Genomic DNA, 26,571 nt, shown 5'->3' with positions numbered 1-26,571 from the left:
TTTTGTTTTTGTTTTTTTATTGAAAAAAAGAGCGTACCCATTCGTCTTCGCTTTTTTCTAATTCTTCGTATGTTCCTTCGGCATGAATTACACCCTCTTTTAAAACCATAATACGGTCTGCAGTAAGTTTGGCACAAGCCATATCGTGTGTAATAATGATCGAAGTTGTTTTGCGCTTATGTTTTATGTCGAGAATCAATTCGCTGATTTCTCTTGATGTTATCGTATCTAAACCGGTTGTTGGTTCATCATATAAAATAATTTCTGGCTTTAAGATCAGAGTTCTGGCTAAGCCAATTCTCTTCTGCATTCCGCCGGATAATTCAGATGGCATTTTATCAATAGCCTCACTTAAACCTACGCTGTCTAGTGCTTCAATAACTTGACTTTCAATTTCTTCGGCGCTTAAATCTCTTTTGTGTTTTCTTAACGTAAAGGCTAAATTTTCTCTAACTGACATTGAATCGTATAAGGCGCCGCTTTGAAATAAAAATCCAATTCTGACCCTGATCTCATTGAGTTCAGTTTTTTTAAGATGCAAGACATTTTCGTCAAAAACCTTGATTTCGCCTTTGTCGGGTTCTATTAAACCAACAATACATTTTATAGTAACCGATTTTCCGGAACCAGAACGGCCTAAAATCACCAAATCTTCGCCTTTGTTTACGGTAAGATTTACGCCTTGCAAAACTTTATTGTTTTTGCCAAAGGTTTTGTGCAAATCCTTGATTTCGATGATCGCTTTTTTGTCTTTAGCTTTCGGTTCTTTTTCTATATGTTTTTCTTCCTTGATCATCTTTAAAAAAATAAATCGGTTATTTGCACGGCTATCATGTCTATAATAAAAATGGTCAAAGATGCCGTTACAACAGCGGAGTTTGCGGCTCTACCCACACTTTCGGTTCCGTTTGCGGCGTTGAATCCTTTATAACATCCAATCATACCAATAAAAAATCCGAAGAAAAAAGTCTTTATCGTTGCCGGAATCAAATCCAAAAATTCCAAAGACTGAATAATTTGTGTCAGGTATCTGTAAAAATTGACATCGCCATGAATATTAACACCTACAAAACCACCCATAATTCCTATTGCATCTGCAAAAAAAACTAATATCGGCACCATTAATGTACAGGCTAAAATGCGCGTTACAACCAGATAATTATAAGGATTAATGGCAGAAACCTCCATAGCATCAATTTGCTCTGTTACTTTCATGGAGCCTAATTCGGCACCAATTCCAGATGAAATTTTTCCTGCACAAATTAGGGCTGTAATAACAGGTGCAATTTCTCTTATTAGCGAAAGCGCCACCATTCCCGGCAACCAGGATTCGGCACCAAATTTTACCAAAGTTGGTCGTGATTGCATGGTAAGTACAAGTCCCATAATAAAACCTGTTATCGCTACAAGCGGCAATGATTTATATCCGATGACATAGCATTGTTTCAAAAACTGTCTGGTTTCGTAAGGAGGTATGAATACTTCCTTAAAAAACTGCTTTGCAAACAACGTTGCATTTCCTACTTCTTCGAATGTATTTTTTAAAGTGAGTATCAAAATAAGTTGTTTTAGTTGGTGAGATTAGATTGAAAATCAATATTTTAACATATTTTAATTTCCTTTCTTATTTAATATTAAAGTTATCCTAATTGTTAACGAAAAATATTACATAACTTTTTTTGAGGTTTATATAATTTACATTGAAAACAATAACTTTAAAAAATTTACGTTGCGTCGGGACTAGATTTTATAGGGATAATTTTATGCGAGCTAATTATTTTACCGCAAAGCACACAAAGATTTTTCTCTGGTCGTATGTTTAGAAAACATAAATTTCGCAAAGCTTTGTTTTGATTTAGCTTTTCGAACTTTTCTCTTTTTATAAAAACTCAATGGTCAAAAAACCTGGCGTGCTTTGCGGTAAAATTTTCTTAAGCAGTTACCAGAATCCCCTTAAAAAACAAAAAATCCCTTCCATTAAGGAAGGGATTTTACGGTAACAACTGTTACTTAAATATAGTTATTGGTATAGTTAAAATATTATGAATTAATGGCCATGTCGGTTTTTGCGTTCATTAACGGAATAACTTTACTTTCAGATAATTTCAGGTTCTCCATTATTAATCTTGCGGTTAAATAGCAAACTGTCGATTCTGAACCCTGATTTAGATTGACATTCTCTTTTTCCAAACCATCATATCCACCACCGCTAACCGGATTGTACATAATTTGGTTCAAATGATTTTTACCTAAGAACCAGTTGAATGCAATTTTCATCAAACGTTTGTATTCAGGGTTTTTAAATGCGCCGTAGAACGAATTTAAGGTCTGAATCATGTATGAAACATCAATTGGCTGTTCTCCATATTCTGCAGGCTCTGAGTCTTTATGATACCAGCCATTATTTGAAATTACTTTGAAATTATCGCCCTTATAAGTTTTAGAGATTAAGAAATCAAGCGATTCCATAGCCACTTTTTTGTAAATAGGCTTGTTGGTAACCAAATAAGCATAAAGCATAGACTCCGGTAAAATTCCGTTTCCATATGTTAAATAATTTTCAAACCATTTCCAGTCTTTAGTGGCATGAACCTCGTAATTATACAACAATTTAGCATTTAGCTTATTGATAATGGCTGCCACATATAAATTAGGAACAGCACTGTGATATAAATACAAACCTTTTGTTGCAAAACCTATAGAACGAGGCGATTGAATAGTTTCGGCCCATTTTAAAGAATTCAATAAACATTTTGAAGCTTTTTTTGCAATTGCTTCAGGCAAAATTTTTCTAATAGAAACAACTGTTCCTAATGCCCAGATTCCGCGTGCGTTAGAATCTTCCAGATTTACTTCGGCATTTTGCTCAATATGTTCGCGGTTGTTTTCATCAACATAATTCATGAAATTGCCTTTTGGTTTTTGGCAACGTTCGATAAAATCCAGATAAATTAAAATATAAGGCAAATCGGCTTTGTCTTCTGTAAGTTTGTAATGCATACAAAGTGCTACCAAAGCTCTTGCATTATCATCTAAAGTATAACCTGAAGAAAGATCCGGAACAGAAATTTTGCTGAATTGGATAATTCCAAGTTCTGTTGTCATTTTTTTAACATGCGCTAATTCAATTGGCGGATATGTAAATTTAATTTCTGTTGTATCCTCAATCAGTTTTTTGTATGTATTGATGTGCGCAATTGCTATATTTTCCCAAGAGCAGGCACGGGTTTTTCTAAAGGCGTTTTTACCCATTTCTTCTCTTAGATTTTCATCAGAAAGTAATTTTATTGCTGCTTCTGCAAATTGGTCTTCATTTCCAATATCAACCAGAATTCCTGAATCTTCCGTAAGGACTTCTTTTGTATGCGGAATCTTCGATGCCACAATTGGGCAAGCACAACTCATTGCATAAGAAAAAGTGCCGCTTACTGCCTGATTTGGATCTTTGGATGTAAACAGATAAATATCTGTAGCCTGCAAATAGCTTAAAAGTTCTTCTGTTTCAAGATATTGGTTAATGAAACGAACATTATCGTGCAAGTCTAATTCATTAACGATGGCTTCTAGTTTTTCACGGTATGTATCTACGCCATCAATTATTAAATTAGGATGTGTTCTGCCAATAATCAAATAGAGTGCATTTGGCGTGTGTTCAACAATTTTGCGTAAAGATCTTAAACCTGTTTCAATATTTTTTCCTTCGCCTAAAAGGCCAAAAGTTGATAACACTTTTCTGTCTTGAATTCCAAATTTTGCTTTTGCCGTTTCCGGTGCTTCATAAACTACAACGTGAGTTCCGTGAGATATTGTTGTAATAAAATCTTGTGGAATGTTATAATCGTTAATCAATATTTCTTCAGATCTTTTGGTCATCACAAATACAGAATTACTATAACTCAAAAGTAATTTTACAAATGTTTTTAATTCGTTATTCGGGTTAGGAAGTACGGTATGAAACGTAAACGTAACCGGTTTTTTGATCACATTCAAGAAATCTAATAAATGGTCGCCGTAATTTCCGCCAAACAATCCAAATTCATGTTGAATATGAACTAGTTTGATGCTTTCGTCATCATTAATTTCTTCGGCAACTTTTGAGTATTCTTCCCTGTTATTGGTGTTTAAAGTAAAAGCCTGTGTTGGATTTTCTTTTGGTTCCTTAACCAATTCGCAAATTTCACATGCTATAGATTTACCAAAAACATCGGTAATACCTTTTATTGTATCCTGCGTATAAGTAGCAATTCCACATTGTGTTGGTGGAAATGTTGATAAAAAAACGATTTTTGATTTATTAGATATTGCTTTCATGGGGATTACTTTTTAATTCGTTTAATAAGTCATTTAAGTTCACAGAGGCTACCGCAATTTTGTCATCGGCAGCACCATAATATATATAAAGAAGGTCGTCAAAAATGGCTGTTCCAGTTGGAAAAACTACATAATTTACATAACCATGTCTTTCATAGTATTCTGATGGTGTTATCAGCGGTATTTTTAACCTTGATAAAACTATCTGAGGATTATTTATATCCAGCATTGCAGCGCAGGCATGATACACTAATCCTTTTTCTCTTTTTTCGGATGAATGGTAAATAAGCAACCAGCCATCCGGAGTTTCGATAGGAGGAGCACCCGGACCAATATGACTTGTTTCATGATCATATTTTGGTTCCATTACCAGATAATCAGGCAGATTTTTTAAATAATCTTTCCAATAATCTTCTGTCAGGTCCTTTTTCTTTTCAAAACTAAATATTTGTATAGATGGAAATAAGCGGTGTAATCCAACAAATTTTCCATTTATTTTTTTGGGAAATAAAACCACGTTTTTATCCCACACAAATAGATTTTCTTTAATAGTTTCTGTCAAAGGATAATTTCTTTTGACATTAAAAGCAAGTATTTTTGCAATACTTGGATTTTCTAAATGTTTTCTAATCAGGTTCGTAAATTCATTCAAAATGAATCTCGGCGTAATAATTCCTTTCTTTTTAAATTTTTTCAAATCTTTCGAAACCGCTAAAGCTCCGCACGCATTTATTCCGTCATAAGTAACATAGGTGAGGTAATACAAATCATCAATTTTTGTAATCCTCGGATCTTCAACTCCATGAATTTCATAAATGTATTCGGGAACAAAGATTGGTTCAGCATTTCTTTCTGCCAAGGTCATTGGTCCTTCGAATCGACAATATCCTATAGTAGAAAAGTTACCTTTTTTTGCAGCTCTGTAAAACATGTGTACTGAATTTCCGTCTTGAAAAACGGCAGGATTTAAAACTCCTAATTCTTCAAAAGACCTTTCGGTTTTTTCAAGTATCACACCATGTTTTGTAGCCAATTCCATACGTTCTTTTTAAATATTATCTAAAATTAGATCGAAGGCAAGGCTGGGATTAATCCAATCGACTAAAAATTTAACTCAAAAGCATTTTCATGGGAATTCTATAAGATTAAAATTGGAATTCTGATACTTTTTCGCTATTTCCGAATTTATTGTGTTTGATATTTGATTGCGCTAATAAATTATCGGATAGAGTTAATAAAGCTTTTATTTAAGAAAGAAATTTGAATAACAAACAGACCCAAAAAGTCACTTTTATTAACTAAAAAAACAAATCATATGTTACGTTGGACAGTCATTTTTATTATTCTAGCTATAGTAGCCGGAATATTTGGTTTCGGTGGAATTGCCGCTGGAGCAGCTAGTATCGCAAAAGTTTTATTCTTCATATTTATCGTATTATTTATACTTTCATTAATAAGCGGAAGAAGAAAAGTTTAGTGATAAACTGATTATTACATAAATCAAAAAAAGCGATACTTTGGGGAGTGTCGCTTTTTTTTGTTTGTTGTTTTTTTGTTTCAGGTTTCAAGTTTCAAGTGGTATTACGCGGGTAAACGCGACAGGTTTTTAAAACCTGTCGCGTTTGTCGTATAATGGTTAAGAAAATTGAATATTTATTTAAAAGAATAAAACTTCCGCGCTATAAAAGCAATTGGGAAACCGATACAAAATATAAGAATTAAGACCGATAAAATTAAAGGAAAATCAAAATGTTTAGCCGGTAAAACCGGAAATACAATTGGAAGGACAATTAAGTTCATTACAATCCAGACAAAAATGCCATAAAGAAATCCCGAAACGAGGGCACTCTTTTTTAAGAAGTTTAAATAGGGATAAATAATAAAGTAAAGCCAGGCAAAAATCAGGGCAATTATAAAATGGAAACCCAATCCGTACCAAGCCATTTGTGGGTTATTGTAGGCCTCTTTCTTGAATATTCCACTGGCAATAGATTGCAGAATTTTTATTGGAGTACTTTTTTGTAAAAGAATGGCGTAGATAAAAATAGCAGCTAAAATATCAAGTGTTCCGGCAATTAATCCTGCTAAAAATATTGTTCCCGCTTTTGATTTCATAAAATGATTTTAGAGTTTCGTAGCATAACTAAAAATATCATGTAATTGCTTTGTATGTCGTTGGGCATGAATTAAACCAAAATAAATCCATTCTAAAATGGTGAATTTTCCAAATCCTGGAACTTCAAAATCCAGGCAGGTGAGCGTTAAGTCACAAGTTTCTGAAGCATTTAGCAAATCAGATTCTATATTTAGCAAAGCTAAAGTTAACGAATTTTTACTGTAGTCCTTAATGTCAGGTTTTACAAAATCGGGCGCATCCATTTTTGTATTGAAGTCTAAAAAGATGCTTTCAATCTCTTTAATTTTTTCATCAGGTTTTCTGGTAGTTTTTTCGGTTTTTCCGGCAAATAATTCGGGATAACCGGAACAGACAAGAATAATGTGCTGTGTTGTTTGTGCAGCAGTCCAGCTTCCTTTGTACGGAACGGTATTTAATTCACTTTCAGAAAATTCAGAAAGAATTCCGTTTAATTTTTTGAATGTCTCAACAATATCTTTTTGCACTATTGTTTTCATTTTTTTTAAATTTAAATGGTCAATTTATCTACTGATGTGATCCACCAGATGTTTCCAAAGGAATCTGTTACACCACAAGTCCTGCCGTAATTTTGATCGCTTAATTCCATTAAAACTGTTGCACCTTCAGCGATTGCTTTTTTAAAACTTTCATCGGCATTGGGTACATATACAAATAAGTTGGCATTTTGCACCTTAAAATCTGTGGTTTCGTCTGTCACCATAATGGTGCTGGTGTGCATCGTGATTTCAGCATGCTGAACAGTTCCGTCTTCGCGCAATAATGGCGCTTGTAATTCAGTCGCATTAAAAACGTTTTTTGTAAATTCTATAAATTTTAATGCTCCCTTTACAATTAAATACGGCATTACAACCTGATGATTTTTTGGTATGTTCATTTTTCTGTTATTTAAGATTACTGCTACAACCAAATTTACGATTTTAAAATTAAACTTCTAAAAATCAATATTTTGTATCTTTAAAGAAGAGGTTCGCAATGATAACCATAAGAATTTAAAAGTTCGATAATGCTGTGATTTGAAATGGATGCAGCATGAACCCGCAAAATTTTATCACAATCTTCGAGATCAAAATTGATGATGCTGTTTGGAAAATGCTCAAGAAGTTTCACCACAATCATTTTTGATTGCTCCATTTCCTGAACATTTGTTTTAAAAACTTCTATCATCAGTTATTGAATTTATAAAGCGATGTTTTTATATTGCTCTATTTTATGGTGATAAATATAGGAGACCGCCAAAATCGCTAAAAAGATTAAAGGAAAAAAGCCTTGAAAATCAACTCCATCAACCGCAAAATGACTTATTGAAGCAAATATAAAATCGAAAGCAAAACCAGCATAAGCCCATTCCTTAACACGATTTGAAACTTGCGGAATCACTAATATCAATACACCGATAATTTTAAAAACGACTAAGGCATTTCCAAAATACTCAGGATATCCAAGATGCCTGATTCCTTCTTTTGCCATTTCACTTTGAGAAGTCAGTGCCGGCATAACACCTTCAAACAGGAAAATAATAATAGTTGTAATCCAGAAAATCATCTTTGCTTTTTTCATTGGTTAATATTTAAATAGTTATTTGTTAATTACTTAATACAAATCTACCAATGTTATTTTTTATAAAGTATAGGTATTTGCGACTATTTTAGGGTCATTTGGGACAGATGTTGGATTTTAGAATTTTAGAGTAAAGAGAATAGATTAAAGAGAATAGATTAAAGAGAATAGATAATATATGATGATGTAAACTTTTGTCGATCCAGCAATTGAGATTGCTTCGTTCCTCGCAAAGACAAATCCGCGACCATCCGTGTTTTCGCTTGCGAATCCGTGTCATCAGCATCCAAAAAAAACTTTGCGCCTTAGCGCCTTCGTGGCAAACCAAAAAAAAACGCTGCAAAACCAAAGTCTTGCAGCGTAATCTCAAATAAATAATTAAAAACGGGTATTATCTCCAGCCTCCGCCTAAAGCGCGATATAACTCGGTATTGGCAGAAAGTTGTTGTCTTTTAATATCAGCTAATTCTAATTCGCTTTGAAGTAAATTTGCCTGCGCAGAAAGTACTTCAAGGTATTCAGCCATTCCGTTTTTGAATAGCAGATTCGAATTTTTAATTGCTAGCTGTAATGTTTTTACGCGTTCTTGCAGAAAAGTTTCCTGTTGCTCTAATTTTTCAACTCTTACCAAAGCATCAGCTACTTCGCTTACAGCAACTAAAACTGATTGTCTGAAAGTTAAAACTGCTTTTTCTCTTTCCGCGACAGCGATATTATATTGCGTTCTAACTCTTTTGTTGTTGAATAAAGGCTGTGTTAAACCTCCGGCAACAGTTCCGAACAACGAAGCAGGAATGTTAAACCAACTGCTGGTTTCGAAAGAGTTAACTCCACCCTGAGCCGTAATTTTCAATGCAGGATACAAATCAGCTTTTGTGATTCCAACATTAGCATTGGCAACTTTTAAAGCCAGTTCTGCACTTTTTACATCAGGTCTTCTGCTTACTAAACTAGAAGGAATTCCGATTGCGTTATTGTTTTTAACTTCAAGTGAACTCAAACGGGTAGTTCTTTCTTTTGAATTTGGAAAAGATCCTGTCAATACGCTCAAAGCATTTTCCTGAATGGCAATGTTTTGTTCCAATAACGGAATCAATTGCGCTGAGTTTAATTTCTGAGCTTCAGATTGTTGAATTGCTAATGATGTTACCTGACCTGCATCATATTTTAATTTGATGATAGTAGTGGTACTATCATTTAATTTTACGTTTTGTTTTGCAATTTCTAATTGTGCATCCAGCATCAAAAGATTGTAATATCCTTTTGAAACATTGGCTACAATATTGGTCTGCAATGCTTTTCTAACTTCTTCAGATTGAAGATAACCTGCATAAGCACCTTTTTTCTGATTGCGGATTTTTCCCCAAATATCAGCTTCCCACGAAAGTGAAGCTCCTGCAGAATAATCATCAATATGCTTTTGACCCAAAGCCTGATTCAAATTCATTCCCGTAAAACTATTGTCAGACGGATTGCTCGTACTTGCATTCACAAATAAATTTACCTGAGGTACATTTCCCCATTTTGATTGTGTGAATCTGTATTGAGCAATTTCGATATTTTTGGTAGCGATTTGCAAATCATTATTTCTTGCCACAGCACTATCAATCAATTGAATAACATCTTTCTCTGTAAAGAAATTTTTCCACTCCACATCGGCAATACTCGTTGTATCTGTTGAAGTTGATGCATTCCTGAAATTTTCAGGAAATGCATCTTTTGGAGTTTCAATATCCTTTGAAACCTTACAGGATATTATTGTGGTGATCAAAATGGCGACCATCACGATTTTGGTTATATACTTTTTCATTTTATATGTTGTCATTAAATTTCTGTACAAGTATCTTTTCTGTTATCCAGATCTTTAGCGATTTTGTACGATATATAGGCGATGCCAATAATAATGGTCACCAGGATTGTCGTTATATAATTTTCCATTCTTATTTTTCTTCTTCGTTATGAATTACGGCTACCGGTTTTCCGGAAACCTTTTCTTGTAAATGTTGGAATACGATAAATAAAACCGGGATGATTAACAACCCAAGAATTACTCCCGAAATCATACCTCCGGCGGCACCAATACTAATAGAGTGGTTACCCTGAGCAGAAGGTCCTGTGGCACTCATCATCGGAATTAATCCTACTACGAAAGCCAGAGACGTCATGATAATTGGACGTAAACGTAATTTTGCAGCGTCTATAGAAGCTTTTACTAATGCCTGACCTGATTTTCGTTTCTGCACGGCAAATTCGACAATCAAAATGGCATTTTTGGCGAGCAGTCCAATAAGCATTACCAATGCAACCTGTACATAAATGTTGTTTTCGATTCCGGTTAAACCGATGGCTACGAAAACTCCAAAAATACCTGCAGGGATTGAAAGAATTACTGCTAAAGGCAAGATGTAACTTTCATACTGTGCAGCAAGTAGGAAATAAATGAATATCAAACACAATAGGAAAATTGTTGCCGACTGACCTCCTGAAGAAATTTCTTCACGGGTTTGTCCAGAAAATTCAAATCCATAACCTGCAGGCAATTGTTGTGCTGCCACTTCTTCAATTGCTTTAATGGCATCTCCGGAACTAAAACCAGGTTTCGGAATTGCATTTATACCAATTGAGTTAAATAAATTGTATCTCGAAGCAGTTTCAGAACCATAAATACGGCTTAGTTTTACCAAAGTATTTAACGGAACCATTTCTCCATCTTTATTTTTTACAAACACACGATCAATCGCTGATGGATCTGCTCTGTCTGCAATATCTGCCTGAACAACAACTCTGTAATATTTACCAAATCGGTTGAAGTCAGACGCTTGCGCACTACCAAAATAAGCTTGCATGGTTTGCAGAATATCTTTAACTTTTACACCTAATTGATCTGCTTTTGCATCATTAATATCCAATTGCAATTGAGGATAATCGGCTTTGAAAGAAGTAAAGGCTACAGCAATTTCAGGACGTTTCATCAATTCTCCGATAAAGTTTTGAGAAATTCCACTAAATTTATCCAGTTTACCTCCGGTTTTATCCTGAAGAACCAAATCTAAAGCTTCAACGTTACTAAATCCAGGAACAGTTGGGAAACTAAATACGAAGAAACTTCCGCCAGAAATTGCGCCCAATTTGCCACGAACTTCATTCATAATTTCATCAATATTTTTTACTTTTCCACGTTCTTCATTTGGCTTAAGCAATACGAAAACTACTGCAGAAGACGGGCTTGTTGAGTTTGTCAATAAGTTGAAACCAGAAATCGCGGTTACAAATCGTGACGCATCAAGACCTCTTAAAGTGTTTTCAGCTTCAGTCATTACTTTTTGAGTTCCGTCAAGAGATGTTCCGGAAGGAGTATTTACGGCAATCGCAATAAATCCCTGATCTTCTGTTGGAATAAATCCTGAAGGTGTAGTTTTAACCATTACCACAGTTGCGAAAGTAATTAAAGCCAAACCTCCTAAACTAACCCATTTGTTACGAATTAAGAATTTTAATCCGCCCACATAACGGTTTGTCAATGAATCAAAACTTTTGTTGAATCCGTTAAAGAATTTTTGTTTAAAGCCTTGTTTCACATAAGGAGCGCTTCCGTCTTCATTTGCTGCGTGATTATCTTTTAAGAATAAAGCGGCAAGGGCAGGGCTTAATGTTAAAGCATTTACGGCTGAAATTACAATTGCAATTGCCATCGTAAAAGCAAACTGACGATAGAAAACTCCTGTTGAGCCTTCCATAAAACCAACCGGCAGGAATACAGCAGCCATTACCAGCGTAATCGAGATAATAGCACCCGTTATTTCGTGCATTGCTTCATGTGTTGCTACTTTTGGAGACAAATGTTTGTGCTCCATTTTCGCATGCACGGCCTCGACGACCACAATTGCATCATCGACCACAATACCAATCGCCAGAATTAATGCGAAAAGCGTTAAAAGGTTGATCGAAAATCCGAATAATTGCATGAAGAAGAACGTTCCTAAAATTGCTACAGGTACAGCAATAGCCGGGATTAATGTTGATCTAAAATCTTGCAGGAAGATAAATACCACAATAAATACCAGGATAAAAGCTTCTAATAAAGTGTGTTTTACCTGATCGATCGATTGATCTAAAGATACTTTTGTGCTATAGAAAATATTGTGTTTGATACCCGTTGGGAAATCTTTTGATGCTTTAATCATCAATTTGTTAATCGCAACCTGAATATCATTTGAGTTAGAACCCGCTAACTGAATTACTCCAATTACGATTCCTTTTTTACCATTTAAACGTGTTAAACTGTTATAAGAATATGAACCAAGTTCAACTCTGGCAACATCTTTTAAACGAAGAATAGAACCATCAGCATTAGAACGAATTGCAATATTTTGATAATCTTCTGGTTTGGTAAGTTTTCCTTTGTATTTAATTACATATTCAAAAACCTCTTTACTTCTTTCTCCAAATTTACCCGGAGCAGCCTCTAAACTTTTGTCCTGAATCGCTGCCATAACTTCGTTTGGCGTCACGTTGTAAGTCGACATTTGAGTTGGATTTAACCAAACTCTCATCGAATAATCTTTTACTCCACCAAAAATACTGGCAGAACCTACACCCGGAATACGTTTAATTTCAGGAATAATATTAATTTGAGCATAATTAGCAACAAAAGTCTGATCGTATTTTGACTCATCTTCGGTATACATACCAATCGCCATGATAAAACTGTTTTGTTGTTTTGCCGTGATTACACCTTGCTGAACAACCTCTGCCGGCAATTGACTTGTTGCCTGAGCAACTCTGTTTTGCACGTTTACCGCAGCCTGATCGGCATCTGTACCTAATTTAAAGAAAACAGTAATAGCAAGAGTACCATCGTTACTGGCAGTAGAACTCATGTACGTCATGTTTTCAACACCATTTATAGATTCTTCCAGAGATGGTGCAACAGAACGTAAAACCGTTTCTGCATTCGCTCCCGGATAAACAGCCGTTACCAAAACCGATGGCGGTGCAATATCAGGAAACTGTTGTAAAGGCAATTTTGTAAGTCCAAGTACACCGAGTATAACCAATAAAATGGAGATAACAGTTGCCAGTACAGGTCTTTGTATAAATATTTTGAACATTTTCGTAAAAATTATTTTTTAGTAATGATTTGCGCAACTGCTGTTGCTTTTTGAGGCTGAATAACTTGCCCTTCCTGAAGTTTGTCAATTCCGCTTACCACAATTTGGTCACCAGATTTTACACCATCGCTAATAAGATAGTTTGTACCGCTTTTACCAATAATTGTGATAGGCATTTTGTTTACTTTATTTTCTTTGTTTACAGTGAAAACAAATACTTTATCCTGCATTTCAATAGTTGCCGATTGCGGAACAAGGATTGCATCGTCATGGTTAATTCCTAAACGAATTTTTCCTGTATTTCCAGAACGTAAAGTTCCGCTTGCATTAGGAAAAGTAGCTCTTAAAGTAATCGCTCCCGTAGTTTTATCAAACTGACCGTCGACCATATCAATTTTTCCTGATTTTCCATAATCAGTATTATCAGCCAAAATCAAAGTTACAGGAGGCAATTTTTTAATTTTATCACCAAGAGTATTTCCTGCGTATTGAGATTTAAATTTGATGAAATCTGTTTCACCCAAAGAGAAGTAAACAAAAACTTCATGTACATCAGATAATTTAGTTAAAGGCTCAATATCAGATGCTGAAACTAAACTTCCTTGTTTTTTAGGTAATCTTCCAATATAACCACTCACTGGGGCTGTCACATTTGTATATCCTAAATTAATTTTGGCAGATTCTACCATTGCTCTTGCTTGTTCGATATTTGCAGCGGCAATTTTTTGAGAAGCTTTAGCCGTTTTTAATTGATAATCAGAAACTACTTTGTTTTGTACCAAAGGAGTTAATTTATCAACTTCTAACTGAGCGTTGATCAAAGCAGCTTCAGAAGCGTGAAGGCTAGCCAAAGCATTGTTTAACTGCTCACGAAACGGGCGTTCGTTTATTTTGAATAAAGTCTGACCTTTATTTACATAAGCACCTTCATCAACCAAAACGCGATCAAGGTTTCCGCTTACCTGAGGGCGAATTTCTACATCAACAGTTCCTTGTATCGAAGCAGGATATTCAGCATCAGTAACAGCATTTGAATTCTGGATAGCTAAAACAGGCAAAAGCGGTGCTGCAGGAGCTGGAGCCTGTTGTTTATCTGCACAACTACTTAGTACAAGCGCAAGAATAAAGCTGGTTATAATTACATTTTTCATTTTAATATTGGTTTTAATTTGTTGGACATTCTCGTTTTTAAAAATTTTATTTGTGGTATTCTGGAAATTCATATTTATGTCTATTAAATTTTCTAACGTTGTTAAGTAAACTGGTGCAAAATTTCAAATAATAATGCATTCGAATTATATTTCATAAATCGGTATTAAATTATTTATCAGTGTTAAGTAAAGGATTAAAAAAACCTTTAAATTACGTTAATTAAATTTTCTAACGTTGTTAAGTAAAATTGTAAAAAAAAGGATTTGCAAATTTACCCATTAAATCATTTATCACTGTTAAGTTAAAATGAAATTTTTTTTATTGAATTGATTTTATGATTCCGCCAATCGCATCTTTAAGGATTTGATTGTTGATAGTTTCCATTACTTCACTTCTGTTAATGATGTTAATCGCGATCAAACCGTGAATAACAGAAAAGAAAGTAAAATACTTTTGTTTAATAACTTCCGGACTCGGATTACTGTCTTTCATAATTTCAGCAATCACCGCCGTAAACAATTTATAAGGGGCTTCAGCAGCCGAACATTGCTGAGAACAACAGTTCATTTGCACACCAAACATTACCTGATACATTTCGGTATCCGTAAAGGCAAAATCCCAGTATGCCATCCACATCGCTTCGATTTGATCTTCTGGTTTTTCAAATTTAGCTTTGGCATTTTGAAGTTCCTTAGCTAGCTTTATAAAACCTTTTCCGGTCAATTCAGTTAAAATAGCTTCTTTATTAGAAAAATATTCATAAATAATAGGAGCGGTGTATTCAATTTTATCAGCAATCTTTCGCATGCTAAGACCCTGCCATCCTTCTTCCTTGACGATAGCATAAGCAGCCTCAAGAATGTTACTTCTTGTCTCTTCTTTTTGTCTTAATATTCGATCTTTACTTGCCATTTTATTTAAGTATTAAATTGTTTAACACTGTTAGGCAAATGTAACACCGTTTTTCTAATAATGAAATAAAATAGTCATAATATTTTCTTATCGTGATATAGATGCCGAAAAATAAGGCTTTCTTAAGGATTTAAATAATCAGATATTTTGTTTTTATACAAATTTGAATTCTTTTTTAAGCGTTTTTCAGATATTGTATTTTGCAAAAACGTCGTCAAAATCAAAAAACATAAATAAAGTTGATAAAATTGTTCGGTTTTTAGAAGCAAAACAATCTCATCTTATAAAAATATTCGTCCCATTAAACTGGACTTTAGTCCAGTTTATTGATAAGGTTTGGTTTCCCAAAGTGAGAATAACAAAAGTATTTGGTACAATATCCATTGCTTATTTCATTCCCCGAATATTCATTTCTAACGTATAAACGCTTTTGCCAGCAGTTATAAATAATGTTTTAAATTTTTTTCCTCCAAAACAAACATTGGCTGTCCAGGGTTCCTGAACATCAATATGGGCTATTTTTTCTCCCTTTGGATTAAATACAGTAACTCCTTTTCCGGTTAAGTAAATGTTTCCGGACTCGTCTCTTGTCATTCCGTCTGAACCAGATTCAGTAAAAAGAGTTTTTTTGCCTAAAGAACCATCACTGTTGATAATATAAGAGTATGTTTTGTTTGCTGCTATATCCGCTACAAATAACGTTTTTCCATCCGAAGTTCCAATTATGCCATTGGGTTTTATAAGCTCATCGTCAACGTTAATAATTTTAGATTTATCCTGAGATAAATAGTAAACACATTCTTTCTCTATTTCTTTGGAGGTATGTTTCCAGTAATCTCTTTTGTAAAAAGGATCGGTAAAATAGACACCACCTTTGGGATCAACCCAGAGATCATTGGGACCATTAAGCCTTTTTCCTTCAAAGTCATTTACCAACACAGTAGTATTTCTGTTTTGGTCTATTTTCCAAATTTCATTTTTTTCATCGGCGCAAGCCAAAAGGTTGCCTTCGTGATCAAAATATAAACCGTTAGCTCTTCCTGCATTTTCCATAAAAACAGAAAGTTCTCCATTAACCGACCATTTCATGATTCTGTTATTAGGCTGATCGGTAAAATAAATATTTCCTTTTTTGTCTGCGGCAGGGCCTTCTGTAAAACTGTATTGATCGGATAGTTTTGTGAGAACCGCGCCTTTTGCAATTAAGTTATGGTTGTTGCCTTCTGATAGCTGAGCGTATATGAAATTTGTAAAAGTAAAAGCGATGAAAAATAGTAGATGTGATTTTATTTTAAGTTGGAGGCGGTTCATAGTGAAAAGTTTTAACGTTTGCTTTAAAAAAAAATGAAAAGCTAATATAGTTTGTTTTTATGGTTCTTGTGTTAATTTCTTCATGAGCAAGCTCTCGCTGGCATTGATATTCTTTTTTAGGAGCAGAAGAATTATGTTTTTTAAGACGACTTGTCCCGCTATCCGTTTCAATCTTTTGTGTCCGCCACGGCGAACACAAAAGGATTTTCACTTCTATCGGGGCTAGGCAAGAGGTTTAGTTTTATAAGAAATGATAAAAGTAAATATTTTCTTACTTTTTTGACATCTCTATACTATCTTTGATTTTCAAAATTTATAATAAAACATAATCTAAAGATAGTAATTTTACTATCTTTGTAAGTCATTTAAAAGTGAAATCAAAGGAATTTATTAGGGAGGCGGTAAGAAACGGTTGGGTATTCGTAAGACAAGGGAAAGGAAGTCATGAGATTTATCAAAAAGAGGGTAAGCAAGTTGTGATTCCCAATCATGGATCGAAAGAAATTGGAAAAGGATTAGAACAGAAATTAAGAAAAGAGATGGGACTTTAGGATCTCAAAAAATAGATAAGTATGAAAACAATTAAAATTATTATCGAAAGAAACGAAGATGGTTTTTGGGGCTATGCGGAGAATGAAAAAGCAATAGTCGGTGGCGGTGACACAGTTCAGGAATGTAAACAAGATATATTAGACTGTATTGAAACGCTAAAAGAATTGAATGATGATGATAAACCAGGATTTTTGGAGAAATCATATGAATTGATTTATAAGTTTGATACTGCCAGTTTATTAAATTATTACAAAGGAATATTTACAAACTCGGCACTTGAAAGAATTACAGGTATAAATCAAAAACAAATTCAGCACTACGCATCAGGTCATAGAAATCCAAGATTAGAACAGCGTCTAAAAATAGAAAGCGCCTTACATAATTTAGGAAAAGAACTTCTGGCAGTAGAATTGTAAGTCAAAAAAGCAAAAAAGTAAAAATTCCGAAGGAATGATAAATCAAGGAATGATAAATATTGTAGAGCTGAAGTTCAGTTTAGATTTACCATTATAATCCCAAACGATAAACATATACAAATTCATAACGAATTTGTACAATTTCCAGATTCTTCTTTGTGCATATCTTTGTAGTATTAGTTTAAATCAAAACATAAAAAGATGAAAGCAATAGGATTTAAAACCTCATTATCAATAGAAAAAGAAGATAGTTTTATAACATTTGAAACTCCAAAACCAACTGCCGAAGGACATAATTTATTAATTAAAGTTCAGGCTGTTTCGGTGAATCCGGTAGATTTTAAAATACGCCAGAATAGTGCCAAAGAAACTGTTTTAGAAACACCAAAAATTATAGGCTGGGATGCCGTAGGAACTGTAGAAGCCATTGGCGATCAGGTCAGTTTATTTAAAGTAGGTGACGAAGTATATTATGCCGGAGATATTACCAAACCGGGCAGTAATGCCGAATATCAACTTATTGACGAACGCATTGTTGGCAGAAAACCAAAATCACTTTCGATAGAACAAGCTGCTGTGATGCCATTAACAGGTTTGACAGCCTGGGAAATATTATTTGACAGAATTAGAATTGACGCAGAAAAAGATAAAGGTAAAACCATTTTGATCATTGGCGGAGCAGGAGGAGTAGGTTCAGTCGCCATTCAACTGGCTAAAAAAGTAGCAGGCTTAACTGTAATCGCAACAGCTTCACGTCCTGAATCGATCGAATGGTGTAAACAACAAGGCGCCGACTTTGTAGTAAATCATAAAAATTTGATTGAAGAAGTTCGCAACGCCGGTTTTCAACAAGTTGATTTTATTTTAGATTTTGTTGATGTCAATCAATATTGGAATGCCTTTGTAGAGTTGATAAAACCTCAGGGTCATATTGGTTCCATAAGTGATCCTGTCGAAAGTGTGAATCTTCGTCAGTTAAAAGGTAAAAGTGCCAGTTTCCATTGGGAATTGATGTTTACACGCTCGATGTTTCAAACCGAAGATATGATAGCGCAACATCATATTTTAAACAAATTAGCTGATTTATTGGATAATGGCACGATTCAATCGACTTTAAAAGCAACTTTAAATGGTTTAACGGTTTCTAATTTTAAAGAAGCACATAAACTACTAGAATCGGGAAGTACGATTGGTAAAATTGCCATTAAATTTTAAAGAGTAGAGTTTATAAAATAAAAAGCAAGCCGATAAAGCTTGCTTTTTTGTATTTAACCAAAACCATTTTTTTGTATTATTACAATAAAAAAGCCATGAAACTATCAACCACAATTAAAGTTGCGATCGTAACTTTAATAACACAAACCATACAATCTCAGGAAGTAAAAAAAGAAACAACGCCAACAGAGATAAAATATACTATTGAAAACTGCGTCAATCATTTTGATTTAGATAAAGCAACAAAAACCAAAGTAGGATACCAATATTGGTTTGGTGATAAAAATTTCACTCAGGAAAACACACTCAAAATGAGTATCGTCGAACCTGGAAAATCTACACACGCACCGCATCATCATGTGGAAGAAGAATTCTTTTATATTCTGGAAGGGACAGCTCAATTTTATTTGGATGGAAAAACTACAACTGCCGGACCAAATACCAGTTTCTATTGTCCGTCAAATATGGAGCACGGCATTAGTAATGTTGGAAAAACTGATTTGAAATATCTCGTAATCAAAAAAGATTTGAGGTAAGAACAACCAACGAAATAGTTCGGAATCAATTTTATTTAACATATTAAATCAAAATTGAAACAATTAAAAGCACGGAAAGTAATATTTTTACGAATCAAATAATAAAAAAACACACATGCAAGTAGGAATAATAGGATTAGGAAAAATGGGATTTAATCTCGCCTTGAATTTAAAAAGAAACAATTATGATGTTGTTGCACAGGATGTCAATGCTGATTTTGTTTCAAAAATTGGTCAGGAAGGAATTGAAACCGCTTTTTCTGTTGAAGAACTTTGCAGAAAGCTTACAGACAGAAGAGTAATTTGGCTAATGGTTCCTGCAGGCGAAATTGTAGATGCTGTTATTACTTCTTTATTGCCCTATTTGTCAAAAAGCGATATTATTATTGATGGCGGAAATTCGAATTACAACGATTCAAAACGCCGTTATGCACAACTAAAAGAACATGGAATCGATTTTTTAGATTGTGGAACTTCTGGCGGAACTTCCGGAGCTTTACACGGAGCTTGTACTATGATTGGCGGAGACGCTGATGTATTTGATTATGTAGCAAAAGTTTTCAAAGATATTTCTGTTGAAAATGGATTTTTATATACCGGAGCTGCGGGAAGCGGACATTTTACTAAAATGGTCCATAACGGTATCGAATACGGAATGATGCAGTCTATTGCAGAAGGATTTGAGGTTTTTGAACATTCAGAATTTGATATCGATTTTCAAAAAACAGCTAAATTGTTCAATCACGGTTCAGTGGTTCGCAGCTGGCTGATGGAACTAACCGAAAATGCTTTTTCTAAAGATGCAAGACTAGACGGAATAAAAGGAATTATGCATTCCTCTGGCGAAGGAAAATGGACTCTAGAAACAGCTTTAGATTTAGGTGTTCCAACTCCTGTGATCGCCCTTTCTATCATGATGCGTTATCGTTCTCAAATGTCGGATACGTTTTCCGGAAAAGTGGTAGCGGCACTTCGAAATGAGTTTGGCGGACACGCTGTAGAAAAAAGCGAATAAAAGTTATTTAGCTATTTCGAATACAGTTATTAATCATTTATCACATTCAAATCCATGTCTTTACTGATTCTGATTGCCAGTATTCTTTTATTATTGCTTCTTATTTCCGGAGTTAAACTTAATGCCTTTATCGCTTTAATTATTGCCGCTTTTTTTGTGGGAATCGCAAAGCAAATGCCTTTTCCTGATTTAATAAATTCAATTCAGTCCGGAATTGGAAGTACACTCGGATCTTTAATTTTAATTATTGCATTCGGAGTTATTCTGGGTAATTTGTTATCAGACAGTGGTGCTGCCCAGCGAATAAGCTCTGTAATGATTGATTCTTTTGGTATCAGGCATATCAAATGGGCAATGGTTATTACGGGTTTCTCAGTAGGAATTTCCATGTTTTATAATGCCGGTTTTATTATTTTAATTCCGATGGTTTTTGCTGTGGCGAAAAGCACAAAACAGCCCATTATTTATCTGGGAATTGCAATGGCTTCGGCACTTTCTATAACGCACGGATTTTTGCCGCCGCATCCCGGTCCAACAGCAATTGCAGTAATTTTCAAAGCCAATATTGGTAAAACACTACTTTACGGACTTTTAGTAGCACTTCCAGCCTTATTTGTTGCCGGAATTGTTTTCCCTGAATTCATCAAAAAAATTCAGGCATTTCCGCCGAAAGGATTATTCGAAAGCAAAACTTTTACAGAAGCCGAAATGCCTTCTTTTCAAATCAGTATTCTAACAGCATTAGTTCCCGTTTTTTTAATGGCAACTGCAACTTTTAGTGAATTAATTTTAGCGGAAGGTTCAATACGTTCTGTTTTACTTTTCATTGGAAATCCAACCACTTCAATGTTGATTGCTGTTCTTTTTGCCGTATTTTCTTTAGGAATTTTTCGCGGAAGAAAAATGCAGGATATTATGGATAAATCGGGTAGTGCCATGAGTTCTGCCACCATGATTATTTTAATAATTGCTGCAGGAGGTGCTTTTAAACAAGTTTTAATAGACAGCGGAATGGGAAATGATTTAAGTATGTTTTTCGAAAAATCATCACTTTCTCCCTTATTTTTAGGCTGGCTGATTGCGACCATTATTCGTATTGCATTGGGATCTGCAACAGTTGCGGGATTAACCGCAGCAGGAATTGTTCAGCCTTTAGTATTGGCTTCTGGTGTAAGCCCGGAGTTAATGGTGTTGTCTATTGGTGCAGGAAGTTTAATGTGTTCTCATGTTAACGATACCGGATTCTGGATGTTTAAGGAATATTTTGGTATCAGCATTTCAGATACTTTTAAAACCTGGACAGTGATGGAAACCATTATTGGTGTAATGGGATTAATAGGCGTTTTGGTGCTCAATTTATGGATCAAATAAAAAACATGGAATCATTTTATATAGGCATCGATATTGGAACCACAGCCACAAAAGCCATTTGTTTTGACAAACAGGGAAATGTCATCAAAGAAGTCGCAATGACTTATCCAATGTATCATCCAAAACCGGATTGGAGTGTTCAAAATCCTGAACAAATTTTACAAACGGTTAAAGATTGCATTACCGAAATCACAATAGGAATTCAACCGGAGTTTATCAGTTTTAGCTCAGCAATGCAAAGTATTATTGCGATTGATGAAACCGGAAAGCCCTTAACCGATGCTATTTTATGGGCGGATAACAGAGCAAATTCCATTGCAGAAAAACTCAAAAATTCTGAAAAAGGAAAATATTTTTATCAAAAAACCGGAATCCCGATTCATCCTTTTTCGCCCATGACAAAAATAGCATGGTTTAAAGAATTTGATTCTGATATTTTTTCAAAAACCTATAAATTCATTAGCATTAAAGAATATGTATGGCATCATCTTACGAATGAATATTATACAGATACTTCAATGGCATCCGGAACAGGATTATTGAATATTCATACTCTAAAATGGGATGAAGAAATATTAGATTTCTTAAACCTGAAACCCGAACAATTATCAACGGTCTGTGAAGTAACACATCATTGCAAAGGAATTTCAGACGATTTTCTATATATAATTGGCGGAGGCGATGGTGCATTGGCAAATTTAGGAACAGGAGCAATGAACAAAGGCTGTATTGCGTTAACCATTGGTACAAGCGGAGCCGTGCGATTACCAATAGACAAACCCTATCTTGATGAACAAATGCGAACACAATGTTATCATTTGTTGGAGAACCAATATCTTACTTTGGGTGCGGTAAATAACGGCGCTATTATTTTGCAATGGCTTAGGGAAACTTTGCTAAAAACCAATCAGTCTTTTGAAATTCTTTTTTCAGAAGCAGAAAAAATTCCAGCCGGATCAGATGGTTTGCTTTTTGTACCTTATTTATTGGGCGAACGAGCGCCAATTTGGGATGCTGCTGCACAAGGATCTATTTTAGGAATGCAGATTACCCACACTCAGGCGCATTTGGTGAGAGCAACTTTAGAAGGTATTCTGTTTGGATTGTTTCAAATAACCGAAATTTTAATTCCCGATCCCGAAAAAAGAAAACAAACCAAAGTAATGGCGAGCGGTGGATTTGGTAAAAGTGAACTCTGGCTTCAAATGGTAGCCGATGTTTTTCAGATGACCGTAGAAACTTCCCAAACTATTGAAGGTTCTGCCTGGGGCGCTGTTATGATTGGCATGAAATCTCAAGGGAATAATGTCGCAACCGAACACAAAATCGGAAAGATTTTTTATCCCAATACAAATTATAAAGAGGTTTATGAAAACGCTTTTAATAAGTTTAAAAAAGTATATCCAATATTGAAAGATTTGTGAGATACAGCAAAGATTTTTTTTTGTTTCGCAGATTAGGCAGATTTAAGCAGATTTATTTTTAGTAAATTATGCTAATCATCTCCTTACATCTGCCTAAATCTTTTAAAATCTGCGTGAAATAAAACTTTACGTAAGTTAAGTGATAAAGAATCTTAGAGAATCTCTGTGATTTTTTGTGCGTCTCTGTGAAATAATTATTTCCTTTCTAGTACTATTTTTATTCTGCTTTTTATCAAATGGTAAATCCCTACAAATAATAAGAACATTAATATTTTTGCTAAAAGCATCAGAAAAAAGTTTGATGGATAAATACTTAATTCATTGTACATTGTCCAGGAACTCGGTAAATAATCACGATGAAAAGTAACCATCATTATTACATATTTTTCAATTGAAAATATCAGCAAAAAACTAAACAATATTCTCAATAATACATTTTTTCGGATAGTTCTAATTCGTAATAATTGCGTGAGCGAAACCCATAAAAGAGGTTGAACCCAATATCCGAACCAATATTTTCCGAACATTCTGCTAAGCATGCTGGTTTGTTCTTCGGTATTGCTGTCTGCATAAAAAACAAAAATACCAATTATCCAGACTGTAAAATAAATTACTCCGGCGAAAGCAATAAAACCATTAGCTTCTTCATCTATTTTTTTTAATACTGGTTTTTTTGTAAAAATGGAAACAATTAAAAACAGGAAAGTATATAAACCAAATGCTGTAAAAAAATCAACAGTTATTATTTGAAGAATTAATAGTATATTTTCTCGCATAAAATATTTAGATGATAAAAACTTAGGACTTTTTATAGTTGATAAAATTAGAAATTATTTTTTATCAGGAAAGTAAATTAAAATATAAAAGCCTTTAAAAAATAAAACATTTTCAAAGGCTTTAAAAATTCTAATCGATCGATAATCACTTCAAAATAACAACTTCCTCCGGCACTTTAAACAATAATATACATCCGGTTTTAGAAAACACAGAATGTGTGCTTCCGGGTGGCATGTACAAATAATCGCCTTTTTTTAATTCATCTTTTCCGGAGCGCACTTCGCCTTCGATAACAAAGATTTCTTCTCCCGCGGGATGACTGTGATTTGGGTACGAAGCTCCCGGTTCAAATTTGGATAAAAAGGCTGTAGGTCTTTTGGCAACGTCGTCGTAATACAAAGTTTTTACAAAGATTCCGTCTGTTTTTACACCTTCTTCGATTAAAGGTTTCCAATTTATTTCACTGGTTTTTGTGATTTGTTTTTCCATTTTTATTGAATTTTAATTTGTTGCTTTTTCGAAATCATCTCATCTAAACTCCACTTATATTGCTCTACTGTTGATAAAAGAAAAGCCGCCATAGAAAACACAAATACCGAATAATCTAAGGGATCTTTTAAACCAAAAGAATACGTCATAGCAAAGGCAAATAATAAAGTTAAGATTGATGTGCCAATTGCAGCCCATTTGGTTTTATAACCAATTAGTAAGAGTAATGCTAAAAGTGTTTCGGCAATAGTAGCGGTGATGGCGATTGTGGGGATACAACTTTTGGGAGCAAATGAGTTTACTTTTTCGGCGTAAGCCAAAAAATTTTCCCAGCCAGAGGAATAACTTCCCCATAAACCCAACCGACTCGAAACGGCAGAAATAAAACCCGTTGCCAATGCTATTCGCAAAAGCAAGACTGCAAAATCCTGATATCTTTTCATATACTTTTAATTCGTAATTAGAGATACAAAGATGTAATAACCGCCCGTGCGAAAGAATAGAGAATCTTAGAAAAAGCATGTAATTATAAATGCGGAACTTTTTCTTTATACGATTTTGGAGAAATATTCGTGTGTTTCTTGAAGAAGTTCGAAAAGTAAAATGGATCATTAAATCCTAAAGCATAAGCGACTTCTTTTACCGATAACTTTTCGTAATTAAACAAACGTTTTGCCTCAGAAATAATTAATCCGAAGACTACATTTTGAGCCGTTTTGTTGGTGTGTAATTTCGAAAGTTCATTTAGTTTGGCCTCCGTTGTGCCAATGAGAGTTGCGATTTCGTTTACCGAAAGATTCTTTTCAAAATTTTTCAGAACAGTTTCCAAAAAATGAAGAAACAAGGCATCGGGTTTGTAGATTTCGTCGCCACGATTGATTTTAGTTCGGTTAATTTCGATCAGTATTAATTCGATTCGGCTATGAATGGAGATGAGATATTGATAAGGTGTTTCGGTTAATTCTTTGCTGATTTCTTCTAATTGCTTAATAATGATTTGACTGTTATCGACCAGAATCATTTCATTCATTGCAAAATGACAAAATAATCCGTTGTGGAAAATCAATTCCATATCAGTATCATCTTTACAGAAAAAATTATAGGTAAATTCTAAAATATATCCCGCGGCATTTTGAATATCTTTGAAATAATGAATTTGCCCGGAAGTTATCGTAATAACAGCATTTGGGGTTAATATAAACTCATTTTCATCTACAGAAATTGTTGTACAACCTGAGGTGCAAAAAACAAGAACGTATTTTAAGACACGTCTTGGATTTTGTAAATCTGCAGCCTGATCAAATGTTTTTATAGAAATCATATTGAAGATTAATTCTTAATCAAAAATAAGATTTATTTCAGGAGTTTGAAAAATAATCTCGCAAAGGCTCAGATGCAAAGTTTTTTGTTTCACGCAGATTTTTAAAAGATTTAAGCAGATTATAATTTACTAAAAAATAAATCTGCTTAAATCTGCCTAATAAGCGTGAAACAAAATTTTACACATGTAAAAGATTAATTATCGCTGCGATAAACTTTCCAACACCTTTTCTAAGTTATCAATAGTCATTTTAAAGCCTTGTATGAAGCCCATTTCAATCATTTTCTCCATGCGTTCCAAAGATTCGTTGAAAATGGTAATATTGACTGTTGTAACTCCGTCTTGTTCACTAAAAACATAATCCCAATCAGAACCCGGTAATTGTCGGTTTTCATTTTCGTCTGCAAATGTATTGTACATTTTAAAATTCGTTTTCGGCGTAATCGAAGTATATTCCTGAACCGACCAGCGTTCTTGTCCTTCAGGACTTACCATCGCGTAGAATCTTCTTCCGCCAACTTCAAAATTCATGTATTTTGTTTTTGCCGAAAATGGCTTTGGCGCCACCCATTGATCCAGAAGTTCTGCCTTTGTAAAAGCATCCCAAACTAAAGGCAATTCGGCATTAAATTCTCTTGTTATCACTACTGTTTTTGATGGTTTGTCTACAGTAAAATCAAATAATAAATCGTTTTTCATTTTTTCTCTGTTTTTTATTGTTAATAATATGTCGTCAAGTTGGTTAAGAAGTATTTTATAATATTCGTGCAAATTTGCAAATAAAATCTTGCAAGAAAATCTAAATTAGAAAACTTTGCGCTTCTGGGACTTAATAAGTGCCATAATTTTTATTTTTTAAATCGTAATTAAGAAACTAATTGGTTGCAAATATATGCGCAACTATTTGGTTTCGCAAATTTTTTGATAAGTTTTTTTAGAATTA

General features: G+C 34.2%; 27 protein-coding genes. 8 read left to right on the top strand and 19 right to left on the bottom strand.

Annotated features, from left to right (window positions below; translation table 11 throughout):
• Nucleotides 1–16: 16 nt before the first annotated feature.
• From SD960_RS18680 to SD960_RS18665, 4 genes are all read right to left on the bottom strand, one after another.
• Nucleotides 17–796, bottom strand: a complete 780-nt coding sequence (locus SD960_RS18680; protein ID WP_318805267.1) for an ABC transporter ATP-binding protein — start codon at nt 794–796, stop codon at nt 17–19.
• Nucleotides 797–798: 2 nt separating this feature from the next.
• Entirely contained in the window at nt 799–1,557 is a 759-nt protein-coding gene (locus SD960_RS18675) for an ABC transporter permease (RefSeq protein WP_318805266.1), read from the bottom strand.
• A gap of 483 nt (nt 1,558–2,040) precedes the next feature.
• Nucleotides 2,041–4,311, bottom strand: a complete 2,271-nt coding sequence (locus tag SD960_RS18670; protein WP_318805265.1) for a glycosyltransferase — start codon at nt 4,309–4,311, stop codon at nt 2,041–2,043.
• Entirely contained in the window at nt 4,295–5,350 is a 1,056-nt protein-coding gene (locus SD960_RS18665) for a pesticidal protein Cry7Aa (protein WP_318805264.1), read from the bottom strand. The genes SD960_RS18670 and SD960_RS18665 overlap by 17 nt, the downstream gene beginning before the upstream one ends.
• A 276-nt stretch (nt 5,351–5,626) precedes the next feature.
• On the opposite strand from SD960_RS18665, the gene SD960_RS18660 reads away from it, so the two are divergent.
• Nucleotides 5,627–5,788 (top strand): DUF1328 domain-containing protein, encoded by a 162-nt coding sequence (locus SD960_RS18660; protein ID WP_042565425.1) that lies wholly within the window; start codon nt 5,627–5,629, stop codon nt 5,786–5,788.
• Between the two features lie 176 nt (nt 5,789–5,964).
• On the opposite strand, the gene SD960_RS18655 is transcribed toward SD960_RS18660, so the two are convergent.
• The 10 genes from SD960_RS18655 to SD960_RS18610 all read right to left on the bottom strand — a co-directional run bounded on the left by SD960_RS18655 (nt 5,965) and on the right by SD960_RS18610 (nt 16,512).
• Nucleotides 5,965–6,426 (bottom strand): DUF1440 domain-containing protein, encoded by a 462-nt coding sequence (locus SD960_RS18655; RefSeq protein ID WP_318805263.1) that lies wholly within the window; start codon nt 6,424–6,426, stop codon nt 5,965–5,967.
• 9 nt (nt 6,427–6,435) lie between these two features.
• The gene (locus tag SD960_RS18650) at nt 6,436–6,945 is read right to left on the bottom strand and encodes a DinB family protein (protein ID WP_318805262.1); all 510 of its coding nucleotides are present in this window, start codon (nt 6,943–6,945) and stop codon (nt 6,436–6,438) included.
• Between the two features lie 11 nt (nt 6,946–6,956).
• A complete protein-coding gene (locus SD960_RS18645) occupies nt 6,957–7,343 on the bottom strand; it encodes a VOC family protein (RefSeq protein WP_318805261.1) in 387 nt (128 codons plus the stop codon).
• Nucleotides 7,344–7,423: 80 nt separating this feature from the next.
• Entirely contained in the window at nt 7,424–7,633 is a 210-nt protein-coding gene (locus SD960_RS18640) for a hypothetical protein (protein ID WP_318805260.1), read from the bottom strand.
• Between the two features lie 12 nt (nt 7,634–7,645).
• Nucleotides 7,646–8,026, bottom strand: a complete 381-nt coding sequence (locus SD960_RS18635) for a DoxX family protein (RefSeq protein ID WP_318805259.1) — start codon at nt 8,024–8,026, stop codon at nt 7,646–7,648.
• A 391-nt stretch (nt 8,027–8,417) separates the two neighbouring features.
• Nucleotides 8,418–9,836 (bottom strand): TolC family protein, encoded by a 1,419-nt coding sequence (locus SD960_RS18630; RefSeq protein ID WP_318805258.1) that lies wholly within the window; start codon nt 9,834–9,836, stop codon nt 8,418–8,420.
• Nucleotides 9,837–9,966: 130 nt separating this feature from the next.
• On the bottom strand, nt 9,967–13,137 hold the full coding sequence (locus tag SD960_RS18625) for an efflux RND transporter permease subunit (RefSeq protein WP_318805257.1): 3,171 nt from the start codon (nt 13,135–13,137) through the stop codon (nt 9,967–9,969).
• An 11-nt stretch (nt 13,138–13,148) separates the two neighbouring features.
• Nucleotides 13,149–14,288, bottom strand: a complete 1,140-nt coding sequence (locus tag SD960_RS18620; RefSeq protein WP_413230384.1) for an efflux RND transporter periplasmic adaptor subunit — start codon at nt 14,286–14,288, stop codon at nt 13,149–13,151.
• A 319-nt stretch (nt 14,289–14,607) separates the two neighbouring features.
• A complete protein-coding gene (locus tag SD960_RS18615) occupies nt 14,608–15,201 on the bottom strand; it encodes a TetR/AcrR family transcriptional regulator (RefSeq protein ID WP_042565432.1) in 594 nt (197 codons plus the stop codon).
• Between the two features lie 387 nt (nt 15,202–15,588).
• Nucleotides 15,589–16,512 (bottom strand): SMP-30/gluconolactonase/LRE family protein, encoded by a 924-nt coding sequence (locus SD960_RS18610; RefSeq protein ID WP_318805254.1) that lies wholly within the window; start codon nt 16,510–16,512, stop codon nt 15,589–15,591.
• Between the two features lie 371 nt (nt 16,513–16,883).
• Here SD960_RS18610 and SD960_RS18605 point away from each other — a divergent pair, with 371 nt between their 5' ends.
• The 7 genes from SD960_RS18605 (at nt 16,884) to SD960_RS18575 (ending at nt 23,041) form a co-directional block, all read left to right on the top strand.
• Nucleotides 16,884–17,063, top strand: a complete 180-nt coding sequence (locus SD960_RS18605; RefSeq protein ID WP_318805253.1) for a type II toxin-antitoxin system HicA family toxin — start codon at nt 16,884–16,886, stop codon at nt 17,061–17,063.
• A gap of 21 nt (nt 17,064–17,084) precedes the next feature.
• Nucleotides 17,085–17,480: a type II toxin-antitoxin system HicB family antitoxin gene (locus SD960_RS18600; protein WP_318805252.1), complete on the top strand. Its 396-nt coding sequence runs from the start codon at nt 17,085–17,087 to the stop codon at nt 17,478–17,480.
• A 201-nt stretch (nt 17,481–17,681) separates the two neighbouring features.
• Nucleotides 17,682–18,695 carry a zinc-binding alcohol dehydrogenase family protein gene (locus tag SD960_RS18595; RefSeq protein ID WP_318805251.1) on the top strand — a complete coding sequence of 338 codons (1,014 nt, stop codon included), beginning with the start codon at nt 17,682–17,684 and terminating at the stop codon, nt 18,693–18,695.
• Between the two features lie 95 nt (nt 18,696–18,790).
• Nucleotides 18,791–19,231, top strand: coding sequence for a cupin domain-containing protein (locus tag SD960_RS18590; RefSeq protein WP_318805250.1), 441 nt, complete (start codon nt 18,791–18,793; stop codon nt 19,229–19,231).
• 115 nt (nt 19,232–19,346) lie between these two features.
• Entirely contained in the window at nt 19,347–20,246 is a 900-nt protein-coding gene (gene gnd / locus SD960_RS18585) for a phosphogluconate dehydrogenase (NAD(+)-dependent, decarboxylating) (protein ID WP_318805248.1), read from the top strand.
• A gap of 54 nt (nt 20,247–20,300) precedes the next feature.
• Nucleotides 20,301–21,617, top strand: coding sequence for a gluconate:H+ symporter (locus tag SD960_RS18580; protein ID WP_318805247.1), 1,317 nt, complete (start codon nt 20,301–20,303; stop codon nt 21,615–21,617).
• A 5-nt stretch (nt 21,618–21,622) separates the two neighbouring features.
• Nucleotides 21,623–23,041, top strand: a complete 1,419-nt coding sequence (locus tag SD960_RS18575) for a gluconokinase (RefSeq protein WP_318805246.1) — start codon at nt 21,623–21,625, stop codon at nt 23,039–23,041.
• A gap of 194 nt (nt 23,042–23,235) precedes the next feature.
• Here the strand turns inward: SD960_RS18575 and SD960_RS18570 are convergent, their stop codons facing one another.
• The 5 genes from SD960_RS18570 to SD960_RS18550 form a co-directional block, all read right to left on the bottom strand.
• Entirely contained in the window at nt 23,236–23,817 is a 582-nt protein-coding gene (locus SD960_RS18570) for a hypothetical protein (protein WP_318805245.1), read from the bottom strand.
• A 145-nt stretch (nt 23,818–23,962) separates the two neighbouring features.
• Nucleotides 23,963–24,307 carry a dimethylsulfonioproprionate lyase family protein gene (locus tag SD960_RS18565; RefSeq protein WP_318805244.1) on the bottom strand — a complete coding sequence of 115 codons (345 nt, stop codon included), beginning with the start codon at nt 24,305–24,307 and terminating at the stop codon, nt 23,963–23,965.
• Between the two features lie 2 nt (nt 24,308–24,309).
• Nucleotides 24,310–24,750 (bottom strand): DoxX family protein, encoded by a 441-nt coding sequence (locus SD960_RS18560; RefSeq protein WP_318805243.1) that lies wholly within the window; start codon nt 24,748–24,750, stop codon nt 24,310–24,312.
• 83 nt (nt 24,751–24,833) lie between these two features.
• Nucleotides 24,834–25,628 carry a helix-turn-helix transcriptional regulator gene (locus SD960_RS18555; protein ID WP_318805242.1) on the bottom strand — a complete coding sequence of 265 codons (795 nt, stop codon included), beginning with the start codon at nt 25,626–25,628 and terminating at the stop codon, nt 24,834–24,836.
• A gap of 198 nt (nt 25,629–25,826) precedes the next feature.
• Nucleotides 25,827–26,327, bottom strand: coding sequence for an SRPBCC domain-containing protein (locus SD960_RS18550; RefSeq protein ID WP_318805241.1), 501 nt, complete (start codon nt 26,325–26,327; stop codon nt 25,827–25,829).
• Between the last annotated feature and the right edge of the window lie 244 nt (nt 26,328–26,571).

The organism is Flavobacterium sp. MMLR14_040 (assembly GCF_033657265.1).
Taxonomy (GTDB): domain Bacteria; phylum Bacteroidota; class Bacteroidia; order Flavobacteriales; family Flavobacteriaceae; genus Flavobacterium.
This window is presented reverse-complemented; position numbering and strand designations above follow the sequence as displayed.

Coding starts and splice junctions, on each gene's coding strand:
- gnd (WP_318805248.1), top strand. CDS start 19,347: ATGCAAGTAGGAATAATAGGATTAGGAAAAATGGGATTTAATCTCGCC.
- SD960_RS18650 (WP_318805262.1), bottom strand. CDS start 6,945: ATGAAAACAATAGTGCAAAAAGATATTGTTGAGACATTCAAAAAATTA.
- SD960_RS18640 (WP_318805260.1), bottom strand. CDS start 7,633: ATGATAGAAGTTTTTAAAACAAATGTTCAGGAAATGGAGCAATCAAAA.
- SD960_RS18665 (WP_318805264.1), bottom strand. CDS start 5,350: ATGGAATTGGCTACAAAACATGGTGTGATACTTGAAAAAACCGAAAGG.
- SD960_RS18555 (WP_318805242.1), bottom strand. CDS start 25,628: ATGATTTCTATAAAAACATTTGATCAGGCTGCAGATTTACAAAATCCA.
- SD960_RS18590 (WP_318805250.1), top strand. CDS start 18,791: ATGAAACTATCAACCACAATTAAAGTTGCGATCGTAACTTTAATAACA.
- SD960_RS18670 (WP_318805265.1), bottom strand. CDS start 4,311: ATGAAAGCAATATCTAATAAATCAAAAATCGTTTTTTTATCAACATTT.
- SD960_RS18635 (WP_318805259.1), bottom strand. CDS start 8,026: ATGAAAAAAGCAAAGATGATTTTCTGGATTACAACTATTATTATTTTC.
- SD960_RS18660 (WP_042565425.1), top strand. CDS start 5,627: ATGTTACGTTGGACAGTCATTTTTATTATTCTAGCTATAGTAGCCGGA.
- SD960_RS18600 (WP_318805252.1), top strand. CDS start 17,085: ATGAAAACAATTAAAATTATTATCGAAAGAAACGAAGATGGTTTTTGG.
- SD960_RS18645 (WP_318805261.1), bottom strand. CDS start 7,343: ATGAACATACCAAAAAATCATCAGGTTGTAATGCCGTATTTAATTGTA.
- SD960_RS18625 (WP_318805257.1), bottom strand. CDS start 13,137: ATGTTCAAAATATTTATACAAAGACCTGTACTGGCAACTGTTATCTCC.
- SD960_RS18565 (WP_318805244.1), bottom strand. CDS start 24,307: ATGGAAAAACAAATCACAAAAACCAGTGAAATAAATTGGAAACCTTTA.
- SD960_RS18620 (WP_413230384.1), bottom strand. CDS start 14,288: ATGAAAAATGTAATTATAACCAGCTTTATTCTTGCGCTTGTACTAAGT.
- SD960_RS18610 (WP_318805254.1), bottom strand. CDS start 16,512: ATGAACCGCCTCCAACTTAAAATAAAATCACATCTACTATTTTTCATC.
- SD960_RS18630 (WP_318805258.1), bottom strand. CDS start 9,836: ATGAAAAAGTATATAACCAAAATCGTGATGGTCGCCATTTTGATCACC.
- SD960_RS18615 (WP_042565432.1), bottom strand. CDS start 15,201: ATGGCAAGTAAAGATCGAATATTAAGACAAAAAGAAGAGACAAGAAGT.
- SD960_RS18595 (WP_318805251.1), top strand. CDS start 17,682: ATGAAAGCAATAGGATTTAAAACCTCATTATCAATAGAAAAAGAAGAT.
- SD960_RS18570 (WP_318805245.1), bottom strand. CDS start 23,817: ATGCGAGAAAATATACTATTAATTCTTCAAATAATAACTGTTGATTTT.
- SD960_RS18550 (WP_318805241.1), bottom strand. CDS start 26,327: ATGAAAAACGATTTATTATTTGATTTTACTGTAGACAAACCATCAAAA.
- SD960_RS18560 (WP_318805243.1), bottom strand. CDS start 24,750: ATGAAAAGATATCAGGATTTTGCAGTCTTGCTTTTGCGAATAGCATTG.
- SD960_RS18680 (WP_318805267.1), bottom strand. CDS start 796: ATGATCAAGGAAGAAAAACATATAGAAAAAGAACCGAAAGCTAAAGAC.
- SD960_RS18575 (WP_318805246.1), top strand. CDS start 21,623: ATGGAATCATTTTATATAGGCATCGATATTGGAACCACAGCCACAAAA.
- SD960_RS18580 (WP_318805247.1), top strand. CDS start 20,301: ATGTCTTTACTGATTCTGATTGCCAGTATTCTTTTATTATTGCTTCTT.
- SD960_RS18655 (WP_318805263.1), bottom strand. CDS start 6,426: ATGAAATCAAAAGCGGGAACAATATTTTTAGCAGGATTAATTGCCGGA.